Origin of the sequence: Sulfurimonas sp. (assembly GCF_028694605.1) — a bacterium.
Taxonomy (GTDB): domain Bacteria; phylum Campylobacterota; class Campylobacteria; order Campylobacterales; family Sulfurimonadaceae; genus Sulfurimonas.
Window position 1 is genome coordinate 13594 of sequence record NZ_JAQVKP010000013.1, and the last position, 13432, is coordinate 27025.

Consider the following 13432-nt stretch of genomic DNA (forward strand, 5'->3'; position numbering starts at 1 on the left):
TTATACTTTCGTTTATTATCTAAACTTATAGGAATTATTATGTTAAAAGATTTTGCGAAATTACAAACTTTTCTCATGGTCATAAAAGAAAAGAGTTTCTCCAAAGCATCAGCAAAGCTTGGTATCTCTCAACCAGCCGTTACTCAACAGATAAAATTTATCGAAGACTACCTTGATACAAAAATAGTAGATAGAAAAAAGAATGGTATTTTGCTTACCAAAGAGGGAGAGGAACTCTTTAGAATCGCTCTGAGACTTGAAAAAGCCATAGCAAACAGCGAAAAAGAGATTTTGAAAATTATCAATAAAGATTTTACCTTTGTAATGGGTTCTTCCAATGCCATCGGGAACTACATCTTGCCGAATTATCTAGGTGAAATTAAGAGCAGAATCAACAACAATGTCTATATGAACGTCGGTATTTCATGCGAAATCATCGACCAGCTGGAAGATAAGAAAATAGATGTTGCGCTTATAGAGTCTCCTGTTTTTAGAGATGGGATTGTTTACAGAGAGTGGGTTACGGATGAGCTTGTTGTTTTTTCTAACCAGCAGCTTAAAAAGCATCTCAGTGCAGAGGACTTGATGGGATTTGACTGGATTTGCCGTGATGAACACTCACATACGCGCAAACTGACAAGCGAAGCTTTTGACGAGATGGGTGTGCAGTGCAGTAATTTTAATGTTTTAGGAATTTTAAGCAGCCCAACTGCCATAAAAGAGTCGATTATACACGCAGATGCTACTGCAGAGAGACCTGTTGTGTCTGTTATGTCAAGACACGTTATCGCTGCCGAGCTTGCGACGGGAAAACTTTTTGAAGCTAGGCTTAAAAACTTTAAAATAGAGCGTCATTTCTATATAGCCTACCTTAAAGACAGAAAGCATGACGCTTTTGTAGATAATGTCGTAAACTATCTTCTATCACTTACAAAAGTTTAATACCAAACAAGGCTTGACTATACATACGATATGTATAGTTAGTTGTATTTTGTATTAATACTATTTTTTTAAAAATTTAGAATTTTCAGGATTTGATAAAAAGGATGCCATTGAATTTTCAATGCCTCCGTTATCAAGCTGTTTTGCTACCTTTATCTCTTTTTTATAATTTGCCAAGTTTATAAGGAGCGGTGTCTCATCAACGATTATCTGCACAATCGCTCTCAGTGGTACGGTAACTATACTTCCAAAATTTTCTGTTCCAAACCCTGCCTCAAAGACCAAGTCATTATCAATAATATTTGCTGTCTCAAACGTGTATCCCGCTAGAAAAAAGAGTGTCATAGAACGAAACTCTGCACTAATCTCTTTTGGAAGCGGCGGATCAAATGTGATATGCTCTATCTTGCAAAGAATCCCAAAATACTGCTCTCGCTCAAAGAGATAAATCAACAAATTCTCTATATTTTTCTGCATAACATTTGCAAATTTTTTATCTTCAATGATACTATCTAGCAAAACAGCTCCTTTGGATTTTTCGTAATTATAGCAAAATCTATCATTGCATTCATCAGAGCAACTTGCTTAAATCGCTCTATGTCTTGGATGCGTATCTCTTCTTCAAATATTTTTCCCTCCTTTAAAAATCTCTCTCTTGTTGTTCCTTGCAAAAGGGGCAAAGCAGGAGTAAGCCATCGTTTGCCATCAAAAAATGCGATATTTGCGATAGTTGTGTCTGTAATAAGACCGTTTTTTACGATAAGTACATCATCCCCCTCTTCTCTTTGTGCAAAAAGAGCATCAAGTTTCTCTCGGTTGGTGTACTTTATAGCATACTCAACACTATCATCATAAAGAATTTTGAGCGAATTTATCTCTCTTTTTTGATATTGGTGGTAGGTAGTCTCGATAAACCCTTTTGTATCGTAAACAAGGCGGCATCTAAATAGCCCTTTTTGTGGTGGCGCAACAAAACAACCTAAATCCTGTACTTTATCTATACCAAAATGTTTTAAAACTCTCTGATACCTTGCCTGATGATAAGAGAGATTAAAAATTTCGCCATTAAGTACTTTGATAGTCTCTAAAAAAGTGTTATTCACTAAAGAGTTCCGTGCTAAGATAGCGCTCTCCCGTGTCACAAAGAATAGTAAGCACCGTTTTGCCTCTAAACTCTTCACGTAAGGCGATTTGCATTGCAGCATAGACATTCGCACCTGCAGAAATGCCCACAAGCAACCCCTCTTCTTGTGCCAACTTTTTTGCCGTACTGATTGCATCTTCATTGCTCACTTTGATAACTTCGCCATAGATAGAGACATCCAGTGTTTTTGGAACAAATCCGGCACCTATGCCTTGGATTGCGTGTGCTCCTGCACACTCTCCCGATAAAACCGCAGAACTTGCAGGCTCAACAGCAAAGACACTGATATGCTCTATCTGCTCTTTTAAAACTTTTGCCGTGCCGCTGAGTGTTCCGCCTGTTCCGACAGCCGCAACAAACGCATCAACATTCCCATCAGTATCACTAAGTATCTCTTTAGCGGTTGTAAGCTCATGAATCTCAGGATTGTGAGGGTTTTCAAATTGCTGCAAAACGATTGAATTTGGAATTTGACTCTCTAGCTCTTTTGCTCTTTGTATAGCACCACTCATCCCAAGTGCGGCAGGGGTCAAGACAAGCTCGGCTCCAAAGGCTTTAAGAAGTTTTCTTCTCTCAATACTCATTGATTCTGGCATTGTAAGTATAAGTTTGAGATCAAGTGCCGCACAGTTTGCCGCCAACGCTATGCCCGTATTTCCGCTTGTCGGCTCGATAATAGTGCTGTCTTTTGTGATTTTGCCCGCTTCTATGGCTCTTCTTATCATGTTAAAACCGATTCTGTCCTTTACAGAACTTGTCGGGTTCATAAACTCACATTTGGCGATGATGTTTGCCCCCGTGACCTCAGAAGCTTTGTTTAGCCTGACCAAAGGAGTGTTACCGATAAGTTCAGTGATGTTTTTTGCAATTTTCATAAATAATCTCCAAACAATTTTATGTTATGCTACCCAAAAATTTATAAGAAAAGGGTATGAAATGTACTTACACAAAGAGATTGACTCTGTTGAAGCGGTGGCACAAAAGGCAGGAAAGGGTGTGTCAATGAAGATGCTTTTATCTCCGGATGAATCACCAAACTTTGCGATGCGCAACTTTATCATAGAAGCCGGCGGACACATGCCACTTCATACAAACAGTGTAGAACATGAACAGTATGTGCTTGCAGGACACGCAACAGTACAGATTGGCGATACGATGATTGAAGCAAAAAAGGGAGATATCTTTCTTATCCCGGCAGGTGTAGCACATAGTTACAAAACTATAGGGGATGAAGCATACAGCTTTTTATGTTTGGTTCCAAAGAAAGAGGATTGTATTACGCTTATTAACTGATTTTGCAAGTTGAGTTGAGTTTTGATTATGACTTAGAAAAGATGGTGCGGACGGGGGGATTTGAACCCCCACACACGTAATGCGCTACCACCTCAAGGTAGTGTGTCTACCGTTCCACCACGTCCGCGTTTTGTTAAGAAGATTTTGCCGGAGAGTTCTCCGGCAAAAGAGTGCCTACCCTAGGTATGGGTTAGCGTAAAGAGCGATTAGAGCAATAACAAGTGCATAGATAACTTGAGCTTCGATCATCGCAAGAGCGATAAACATCGTAGTCATAAGTTTTGCACCTAAACCTGGGTTTCTTGCAGTTCCAGCAATTGTTGCAGCAGCAGTATGACCCATACCGATAGCTCCACCAAGCGCAGCAAGACCAAGACCAAGACCTGCAGCGATCATTGAGTACGCTTTAAGTGTTTGGTTCGCAACATCACCATCAGATGCAAGAGCAGCTGTAGCAAGTGCAACCATTAAGAAAAGAATTTTTTTCATAAGTTTCTCCGTTAAAAATATTACAAATTTTTTCGGCTTACGTAACCACACTTTTGGTGTAGCAACCCATACATAAATGCAAGGATTTCCCTACTGAAATTTGATGGCGAATAATACACACAAACTGCTAAAAGTAAGTTTAATCTACACGATTCCCAAAGAAATCTTGTTGCCTTTGAACTCTAAAACTTCTACTTTTACCTCTTGTCCCTCTTTTAAGATATCACTCACCTTCTCTACTCTTTGGTCAGATATCTTAGAAATGTGAACCAACCCATCCGTTCCGTCAGGAAGCTCTATAAATGCTCCAAAGTCAACTATCTTTTTGACAACTCCTTTATAAGTGTCGCCTACTTTATACTCTATTTTAGGAGCTTTTGGTGTATTGGCAATCCCCTCGATATGCTCTCTTGCAGCTTTAACACGGCTTTTGCTCTTGCCTGTTACTTTTACTTTACCATCTTTTTTGTCTATATCAATAGCCACTTCAAACTTCTCGATTATCTCACGAATAGTTTTTCCAGCCTGTCCTATAATATCGCCGATAAAACTTGGATTGATGTGAAAAAAGTCACTGCTTGGCAAAACACCGTCATTAAGTTTTATCTCTTTTTCTGCTTCAAGCATTATATCAATGATATGCGCTCTACCCTCTTTAGCTTGATAGAGCGCCTCTTTTAGAACCTCAAGACTGATACCGCCCAGTTTGATATCCATCTGCATAGCAGTGATACCCTCTTTTGAACCTGTTACTTTAAAGTCCAAATCCCCGTCATGATCCTCAAGCCCCATAATGTCGGAGAGGATAGCGTATTTGTTACCTTCGCTTACCATTCCCATAGCAATACCTGCAACCACGTCGCTTGTCTCAATCTCTGCTGCACGCAGTGCCATATAGCCGCCGCAAACCGTTGCCATTGAAGATGAGCCGTTAGACTCTAAAATCTCTGAGACAAGACGGATAGTTCTTCCTTTAGTATCGACTATAGGCTCCAGCGCTCTTTTTGCAAGATTTCCATGACCCAATTCCCTTCTTTTTACACCTGTTATCGGCGATGCTTCGCCAACGCTAAATCCCGGGAAATTGTAGTGCACCATAAAGTTTTCGTTTTGTACACCATCATCTGTAAGCATTTCAAACATCTGTGCATCTTTTGGTCCGCCAAGTGTGAGAACCACGAGTGCTTGCGTCTGTCCGCGAGTGAAGAGACAAGAAGAGTGCGCTTTTGGAAGTATATTTGTACTTATGGATATTGGTCTGATTTGATTGAGCGCTCTGCCATCGGCACGTACTCTCTCGTTTAGTATTTGGCTTCGCACCTGTTCGCGCTTAACCTTCTCAATCGCATCTTTAAGCGTAACCTCATCCCAATGTTCCTGCTTGAGCATAATTTTTTTTCTAAGCGCTCTAAGTGCAGTTGAACGTTCAGATTTTGCCATCTGGTTCATTGCCGCTTTGATATCTTCAAAATGGTGTGTACGAACATACACAACCATCTCTTCATTAACTACATGCGCTTTGTACTCTATCTCATTTGTCTCTTTTTTAAACGGGGTAAAAGAATTTTCATATTTTGTATTGTTTTCAAAAAGAAGTTGTTGTGCTTTTTCAAGGATAGCAACCAATTCATCTTCTGCAATAGCGTTAGAGACTTGTTTTGTTATAAGCGGCGCACTTAGTGTCGGGTCTAACAATGGGTCTATAACAAAAGCCGTATCAACCTGCTCTGAGCCGACACTGCGCATCTCTATCATTAAAAGATCCTCTTTTGAGCCTGAGAGATAAAGATCAAGTGTTGCGTTGTTTAGCTGCGAAAGCGTTGGATTTAAAACAAGCTCCCCATCAATTTTTACGGCTCTAATGGCAGATACAGATGTGTTTATGTCTATATCACTCACAAAAAGTGCAGCCGAAGCGGCATTTAGTGCTAAAACTTGAAGGTCCGCCTCTTTATCAACACTGAATGCTAAAATCGTTATCTGTGTCGGATGCCCAAAACCTTTTGGAAAAAGCGGGCGCAAAGATCTGTCCACAATACGTGAAGTGAGAGTTTCAAAATCACTCGGTTTTGTTTCACGCTTAAAAAATCCGCCGGGAATTTTACCAGCCGCATATGTTTTTTCGATGTACTGCACGGTAAGGGGAAGAAAGTCATCCTTTACAACCTCTGTCTCATCAATAACCACAGTTGCAAGCAGTACCGTATCTCCACATTTGAGCCATGCCGCACCGTTGGACTGTTTTGCTACTTCATTAAAGGAGTATTCTTCTTCTTTGTTTTTTAAATCTACTTTTGCATCATATTTCACTTTTTTCTCCTAGTATTTTTTCTATTCGCTCTTCGTCTATCTTCTCCAACTCTTCATAATAAAGAGATGTTTCAACATAATCATCTATCTTGTGCAGATAAAACACATTATCTGCAAACGGCTCCAAAAACTCAAGCACATCCGTGGGTATAACAGGAGCTGCTATGTAGATTGCTTTTGGTTTCATAGCTAAAATGGCTTTTAATGCGGTGAGAAACTTTAGCCCTGTCTCGCTTCCCTCATCAATAAGCATAACTATCTTATTTTCCATTGATGTAAAAGGGCGACCTTTTCTATACTGATAGATGTAGCTTAAAATCTTCTCTTCATGTTTTCTATGCGCCTCGCCATAGATATAGTCATACTTGACACCAAAAGCGGTAACGAGGTTTTCATTTATAACTATCTCTTCTCCTTCACAAACTCTTGCTATCTCACACTCATGGTTATTTGGAGCTAAAATCGCTTCTGAGAAAAGAAAATCTATACTGTTTTTGTATTTGCCACGGATATGATAAGCAAGTTCCAACCCTCCCTTAGATACCGCGATGAGCTTCCAGTTTTCATCTTTGAGCTTTTGCATCGGAATAACGTCATATAGCTTTTTTGCAGCGTCCTCACGATTTTTTAAAATATTTTTATATTTTCCCATACGCTTAGTTACTCTTTGACTTATCTGGAAGTCTATATGCAAAACCTGACGCATTGCTATTTGGCGACATAATAGGTTTAAGTCGTAGGGTTAAATATATATATCTGTCGTAAATAGAGTCGGATATACCGCTTAAATTCAGAATAGGTCTGTTGCTTTCAACATATCTAAGTCCAAAATCCCAACATCTTTTTTGGTATAAAAACCCTATCTCAAAGCCTCTTTTTTGACTTCTCTCCAAATCATAACTATGTCTAAAACTATAGGAATAGTGATTGTCGTATTTGTAGTTAATGCTTGAAGTCAAGTAGCTTGTGATTGGCGAAGTTGTTTCTGTATATGGCACAAAACTATCTTTATACATATGCGAAAGTGCTAAATCAAAACTTGCAGTCCTATATAATATCTGATTGAAATTTTTAGAAAAATCACTTTCATCATAGTTATAAATCATGTTGTTGTAAAAATTTATATTATCCGTTATCTGATAGTCAAGCTCATTCTCTATCTCATCGGCAACATTGTTATTATAAGAAATATTTTGACTAACTCTATGGTAGAGAATCTGCTTTCCTAAAATATCATAAAGATAGTGCGAAAAATAGAGCTGCAATCTTTTCTCTACACTGGCAATATTATAAAATTCACATCGAGCCGCATACTCCGGGTCTGTTGTATTTGTTGCATAAGAACAATAGTCATCTCTTTGCTGAGGCGTAAAGAGTTCCATTTGCTCATCATAGTACCCATCTTGAAACTCTAAACCGTCTGACTGGTATTGTGTTCCAAGCTCTATGACGTGCGTGAAAGTATCAAATGCACGAGATAACTGTGTTGATACGTTAAACTGATGATAGTTTCTGCCAAAAAGACCGCTGTCATACTCCAAAGAGCTGTTTTGTACACTGTTTTCACCGTTAAAATCAGTATGCTGTGCGTAAAAATGGGAAGTATATGCAACATTTAAAAACTCATCAAATAGCGATGTTTGAAGCGTTACAGGGATATTCAAATCCGTTTGTACTGCGCCCACACCTCTTTGTCTGTAATAGTTATTGCTTTGAATATCCGTACTGTATGTGAGATGATTATCTAGCCATGAGTCCAAGTATGTATGATAATGAAGCGCCGGAAGATTTTGAATAGTCTTTTCATTGCTATCAAGCGTCAAATCTTTGTAGTGCTTCAGATACGCTCCCATATAGTCATCATCTCTGTTGTAAAAAAGATTGACCCTTGAGAGAAGCTGTCTTGTTGTAGTATTTTGAGTTGTGTCATTTGTCGAGAGGTTGATATAATCAACGTCGTTCATATTGACTATATCAGCATAGATACCGGACTGCCCCTTAAGCGTTGCCCCAAACCATTGGTTGATAAAATCATCATTTTGATATAAGAAGTTAAAACCGTAATGCTCATCATTTGCAAGTTGGCTATCGCTAAAATAGCTCTGTTTCTCTTTAAAGTAGCCTGTAGTAAGAGAGCCTTTTGATGTTTTACTGTCAACAAAACGAAAAGTTGAGTAAAGACCATTACCTCTGCTTGTTCTTATTTGAGGTTTTAGCTCCAAATCCCACCAGTTTTGTTCTGCTATAAAGAGTGCTTGTTCATAGTATAATCCCTCTTTTGTTGAGTAACCAACCATCGGAGGCAGTACGCCGGTTCTTCGTGTTGTATCAAGCGAGTAACCAAAATAAGGGGTATAAAAAACAGGGATATCATAGAGATAAATTCTTGCATTGTAGAGGTTTAACCACATTGTATCCGTGTTATACTCTGAGGATGTGAACTCCATCTTCCAAAGCGGGTTGTTTGGGTCACATCCGCTCATAACGCCAGATGTCACTTCAACATCCGTATCTTTTGCATACCCTTTATCACCACTGAGCCAAACATCCGATGTTTTCTCCAGCATAAAAAACGGTTGGAATGTTCGCTCTTTGTTTGCTATATTTAACTTAGCGTATTCGCCAAGAAGTTTGATGTTCTCCCCTTGGCTTGCCGCAATATTTCCAAAAAGTTCCAAATCACCGCTATTTCTATCATAACGTGCTTTTTTCGCACTTAATTGATAATCTTGATAGATAACAACCACATCTCCGTCTGCCGTAACGATGTTCTCTTTTGTATCCATTGTAGTGGCAAACACCTCTACTTTTGCATCCTCTGCCCATATACTTGCTGTAAAAAAGAGCAAGAAAAGAACTGCCCTAGACATCGACAACCAATGTTTTGGCACTTTTGTCATGCCAAGCTTGTCTGAGCGGGTCTAAAGCCCCCCATAAAAATCCAAGATAAAAGAGCATCTCGCTCAACACACGAACAACTGCACGATTGAGCGCTACAACAACATTTGGCGTCTGCAATGTCTTCATCTCCACAACTCTAATTTTTACAAGAATTTTTCCCACCGTCGCACCATACTGCATCACAAAAAAGGCTTGATAAATCACTTTTACTGCCATATACTCCAAAACGAATTGATTGGTGAGAAGAATCATCTCTTCAACTGTTTTTGCCTCAAAAAAAGAGTCGCCAAGCGCTAAGATAAGCAACAAAGAGAGTAGCATCTCATCGATAAAAAAGGCAAAAGATCGTTTTTTTATCGATGCGAGATACATCCCCTCACGGTGCATTCTATCTTGAATCTCTTCGTTCACTTACCCTCTTTTTATAGCGCTTGGTACGCTATATCTGTGCGCAGTTTTTTACCTGCAAAATGAACCTGCCCACATCGCATATATGCTCTGTCTCTTGCCTCTTTGATGGTGTCGCCCAGACCTACGCAGACAAGAACTCTTCCACCATCTGCATAGAGTTTACCATCCACTCTGCTCACACCCGCATAAGAGATATGAGTATATGCCTCAATCTCGGTGTGGCAGACATCATCAACGATAATCTCGGCAGGAGTTGAATTTCCATAAGGATAGTTTGCACTTGCCATTACAATGCCCACGGCATACTGCTTTGAAAACTCCACTTTTATCTCGCCGAGTCTTTTTGTAGCAGCTTTGTAAAACATATCACTTACACTTGAAGTCATAAGCGGCATAAGTATCTCACACTCCGGGTCACCAAAACGAACATTAAACTCCAACGTTATCGGCTCACCTTTGACTACCATAATACCGATAAAAAGCACACCCTCAAATGGAGCGCCCTCTTGCTGCATCCCATCTAGCGTTGGACGGATAATACGCTCTCTTACTTTTTGGTAGAGTGTCTCATCAACCAAAGGCGTTGGCGCATAAGCGCCCATTCCGCCGGTATTTGGTCCCTCATCATTATCTTTTAGTCTTTTATGGTCCTGTGCCGCCGGAAGAAGGATATAATCCTTGCCATCACAAACCGCAAACATAGAGAGTTCGTACCCGTCAAGGTACTCTTCTACGATTACCTTACGCCCCGCATCTCCAAAACTCTTTCCGCTAAGCATTTCAGAGATTGCAATTTTTGCCTCATCGTGAGTTTGCGCAATGATAACACCCTTGCCCCCGCAAAGCCCATCTGCTTTTACAACGATAGGTGCAGTTAGTGTCTCGGTAAACTTAAATGCTTTTTCGATAGAATCAGTCTCAATATAACGTGCAGTCGGGATGTTGTACTTTGCCAAAAAGTTTTTCATATAGACTTTTGAGCCTTCTAGCTGTGCCGCCTCTTTGCTTGGTCCAAAGATAACAAGCCCTTGTGCCTTAAAGATATCGACCACGCCATCAACAAGCGGAGCCTCAGGTCCTACAATAGTAAGCTCAATGCCATTTTCTTTGACAAACTCTGCCAAAGCGTTATAATCTTTTATATTGAGATTTGTCCCCATAGAAGAAGTCGCACCGTTTCCGGGCATAAAAAAGAGTTCATGCACCTCTTTTTCATTTAAAATTGCACGAGCGATAGAGTACTCTCTCCCACCGTTGCCGATAATCAAAATTTTCATAAAAACTCCCAAATCAGTTCAAAAATCTGTTCAAAATATCGAAATACATTCAACAAATACTTTTCAATAAATAGCCCGAGCAGCCGTTTCGCGTTTGGCTTGGTTCTAAAAAGCCGTATTTGGGCGAAGCGAGGCTCTATAACGGCGGCATTATCTCGACAGAGTTAACATATCTCAAACGATAGCACCGACACACAAGAACGCTACTAGTTCGCTATGTGAAAATGTAGAACCCTCATGATGCGATAGGTCGAACTGCCCAGACTACTAAAAACATTATACAAAATATTTTATAAAACACTACTTTAGGGCTAGTTCAATGCAGCTCTCTATTGAGGTATTTTCGCTAATTGTATATTTTACTCCATCCGGCAAAAGATTAGCCGTTGTTTTACCGATTACTATAACTTTAGCATCTGGATGGATAGAATTGTTTTTCAAAAAGCACTCAATTGATGAGGGAGAGGTAAAGATAAGAGCAGAGTTGTCATTTACTCTTACATCTAAAATCTCTTGCGAACACTCGCTCACATAAAGGATCTCTTCATCTATAAGATACCCTTCATCTCTGCTTTTTTGAACAAAATCAGAAGCTATAAGTTCCGCTCTAAGATAGAGCCACTTTGTCTCTTTTGGGTACTCTTGTATATATTTTGTCAGGCTATCTCCATAACCATCACCGATAGCTAGGATTTTGCCGCCAAACTCTTTATATGTATTTGCCGTCTTAACAGATACGCAGAGTGCAGAAATATTGATAAAATCGGATTTTTCATACTGTTCCAATGCTTTTACCGTCTGTTTTGATGTGATAATTAGATGGTCATATCCGGAAAAGTCGATATCAGGCTTTAAAAACCTGACATCTAAAGATTTTACATTGATGGCATGCTCACTTTTGGAAGTGGCAAAGAGGTAGATTTTTTTTGGCATATTGAAGAGCTTTACTCCCACTCTATCGTAGCTGGCGGCTTTGAAGAGATATCATACACCACGCGGTTAATCCCGTCAACTTCATTGATGATTCTTCTGCTGATTCTCTCTAAAAGGTCGTGCGGAAGATGAGCAAATGTTGCAGTCATCCCGTCAACTGCTTCAACAACTCTTACACAAACAGTGTTGTCATAAGTACGATTATCGCCCATAACACCGACTGACTTTACATTTAACAGAACTGCAAATGCCTGCCAAGTTTTTGCATAGTAGCCGCTTGCTTTTAGCTCATCAAGCAAAATAACATCCGCTTCTCTTAAAAGATCCAAGTCCGGCTGATTCACATCTCCCATAATACGGATAGCAAGTCCGGGTCCAGGGAACGGGTGACGGTTAATCATCGACTCAGGAAGTCCAAGCTCCAGACCTATTTTGCGTACTTCGTCTTTAAAGAGTTCGCGCAATGGTTCGATTAGTTCAAAATCCATCCAATCAGGCAATCCGCCTACATTATGGTGAGATTTTATAACCTCTGAAGGACCGTTTACCGAAACAGACTCGATAACATCAGGGTAGAGTGTGCCTTGAGCCAAAAACTTGATGCCGTCATGTTTTTTAGCCTCTTTTTCAAACTCTTCTATAAATGTATGCCCGATAATTTTGCGTTTTTTCTCAGGATCGCTTACTCCTGCAAGCTTACTTAAAAAACTCTCTCTTGCATCAACAACTACAAGAGGAACTTTGAGGTTGATTTTAAACACCTCTTCAACCTGCTCTCTCTCGCCTTTTCTAAGCAACCCGTTGTCAACAAAAACAGGAACAAGCTGATCGCCGATTGCTTCGTAAAGCATTGCCGCAACAACGGAACTGTCAACACCGCCACTTAGCCCGCAAAGAACTTTGCCGCTTCCGACTTTTTCGCGGATTTTTTTAATCTGCTCTTTCAAGAAGTGTTCCATCTTCCACTTCTCGGTTACGCCACAGATAGTTCTTGCAAAGTTGCGAAGCATCAAATAGCCCTCTTCGGAGTGTTGAACCTCTGGATGGTACTGCATCGCATAGATGCGTCTTGTCTCATCGGCAATCGCAGCATAAGGAGAGTTGGGAGATGTGGCAATCGGGGTAAACCCTTCAGGAAGTACATCCACCTTGTCACTGTGGCTCATCCATACAATTCTGCCGTCATCACAATCTTTTAAGAGTGGTGAACAATTGTTCTCATAATTATTTATAGTCAGTTCGGCTTTGCCGTACTCATGATGTGATGAGCGGATAACGCTGCCCCCAAAGTCAACTGCAATTCTCTGCATACCGTAACAGATACCAAGAACCGGGATACCCATCTTATAGACCTCTTGATCTACCTCATAAGCATCTTTGTTATAAACAGAAGATGGTCCTCCGCTTAAAATAACACCTTGCGGATTTTTTGCCTTGATATCTTCTGCTTTGGTATAGTAAGGAAGAATTTCACAATATACTCTATCTTCACGCAGACGGCGAGCTATAAGCTGGGTGTATTGAGAACCGAAATCTAAAACTATGATGCTAACATTTGTCATTTGATTGCCTTTTATTTAATTTGAACGCCAAAGGAAGTGATTCCTTTGGCTACGCTAGCCGCTATGGCACTAAAGCTTGCCTCAAAGAGGCCAAAACAATAAAACTTAAAGTGTCTGAGTTAGCATAAAGAAGGGTGCGTACCCCTTTGATAGCAAAAGGATACACTAAT

13 protein-coding genes and 1 tRNA gene are annotated in these 13432 nt (G+C 40.0%); 2 read left to right on the forward strand and 12 right to left on the reverse strand.

Going from position 1 to position 13432, the window contains the following annotated elements; genetic code table 11:
- Nucleotides 1–39: 39 nt before the first annotated feature.
- Entirely contained in the window at nucleotides 40–942 is a 903-nt protein-coding gene (locus PHY84_RS08775; RefSeq protein ID WP_299859007.1) for a LysR family transcriptional regulator, read from the forward strand.
- Nucleotides 943–1002: 60 nt separating this feature from the next.
- On the opposite strand, the gene PHY84_RS08780 is transcribed toward PHY84_RS08775, so the two are convergent.
- Genes PHY84_RS08780 through cysK form a run of 3 tightly spaced genes read right to left on the reverse strand, consistent with a single transcriptional unit; the run spans nucleotide 1003 to nucleotide 2961 of the window.
- Nucleotides 1003–1461 carry a hypothetical protein gene (locus PHY84_RS08780; RefSeq protein WP_299859008.1) on the reverse strand — a complete coding sequence of 153 codons (459 nt, stop codon included), beginning with the start codon at nucleotides 1459–1461 and terminating at the stop codon, nucleotides 1003–1005.
- Nucleotides 1455–2045, reverse strand: a complete 591-nt coding sequence (locus tag PHY84_RS08785) for an aminotransferase class IV family protein (RefSeq protein WP_299859009.1) — start codon at nucleotides 2043–2045, stop codon at nucleotides 1455–1457. The genes PHY84_RS08780 and PHY84_RS08785 overlap by 7 nt, the downstream gene beginning before the upstream one ends.
- Entirely contained in the window at nucleotides 2038–2961 is a 924-nt protein-coding gene (gene cysK, locus PHY84_RS08790; protein ID WP_299859010.1) for a cysteine synthase A, read from the reverse strand. The genes PHY84_RS08785 and cysK overlap by 8 nt, the downstream gene beginning before the upstream one ends.
- A 61-nt stretch (nucleotides 2962–3022) precedes the next feature.
- Here cysK and PHY84_RS08795 point away from each other — a divergent pair, with 61 nt between their 5' ends.
- Entirely contained in the window at nucleotides 3023–3379 is a 357-nt protein-coding gene (locus PHY84_RS08795) for a cupin domain-containing protein (RefSeq protein ID WP_299859011.1), read from the forward strand.
- Between the two features lie 42 nt (nucleotides 3380–3421).
- On the opposite strand, the gene PHY84_RS08800 is transcribed toward PHY84_RS08795, so the two are convergent.
- The 9 genes from PHY84_RS08800 to guaA form a co-directional block, all read right to left on the reverse strand.
- Nucleotides 3422–3506 (reverse strand) — tRNA-Leu (locus PHY84_RS08800).
- A 47-nt stretch (nucleotides 3507–3553) separates the two neighbouring features.
- Nucleotides 3554–3868 carry a F0F1 ATP synthase subunit C gene (locus PHY84_RS08805; RefSeq protein WP_299859012.1) on the reverse strand — a complete coding sequence of 105 codons (315 nt, stop codon included), beginning with the start codon at nucleotides 3866–3868 and terminating at the stop codon, nucleotides 3554–3556.
- A 144-nt stretch (nucleotides 3869–4012) separates the two neighbouring features.
- Nucleotides 4013–6178, reverse strand: a complete 2166-nt coding sequence (locus PHY84_RS08810) for a polyribonucleotide nucleotidyltransferase (RefSeq protein WP_299859013.1) — start codon at nucleotides 6176–6178, stop codon at nucleotides 4013–4015.
- Nucleotides 6168–6830, reverse strand: a complete 663-nt coding sequence (locus tag PHY84_RS08815) for a phosphoribosyltransferase (protein WP_299859014.1) — start codon at nucleotides 6828–6830, stop codon at nucleotides 6168–6170. Before PHY84_RS08815 ends, PHY84_RS08810 begins: the two co-directional genes overlap by 11 nt.
- 4 nt (nucleotides 6831–6834) lie before the next feature.
- A complete protein-coding gene (locus PHY84_RS08820) occupies nucleotides 6835–9048 on the reverse strand; it encodes an LPS-assembly protein LptD (RefSeq protein WP_299859015.1) in 2214 nt (737 codons plus the stop codon).
- Nucleotides 9041–9490, reverse strand: coding sequence for an RDD family protein (locus tag PHY84_RS08825; RefSeq protein WP_299859016.1), 450 nt, complete (start codon nucleotides 9488–9490; stop codon nucleotides 9041–9043). The genes PHY84_RS08820 and PHY84_RS08825 overlap by 8 nt, the downstream gene beginning before the upstream one ends.
- 11 nt (nucleotides 9491–9501) lie before the next feature.
- Nucleotides 9502–10767, reverse strand: coding sequence for a phosphoribosylamine--glycine ligase (purD, locus tag PHY84_RS08830; RefSeq protein WP_299859017.1), 1266 nt, complete (start codon nucleotides 10765–10767; stop codon nucleotides 9502–9504).
- A gap of 300 nt (nucleotides 10768–11067) precedes the next feature.
- Nucleotides 11068–11700, reverse strand: a complete 633-nt coding sequence (locus PHY84_RS08835) for a uroporphyrinogen-III synthase (protein WP_299859018.1) — start codon at nucleotides 11698–11700, stop codon at nucleotides 11068–11070.
- Nucleotides 11701–11711: 11 nt separating this feature from the next.
- Entirely contained in the window at nucleotides 11712–13262 is a 1551-nt protein-coding gene (gene guaA, locus PHY84_RS08840) for a glutamine-hydrolyzing GMP synthase (protein ID WP_299859019.1), read from the reverse strand.
- Between the last annotated feature and the right edge of the window lie 170 nt (nucleotides 13263–13432).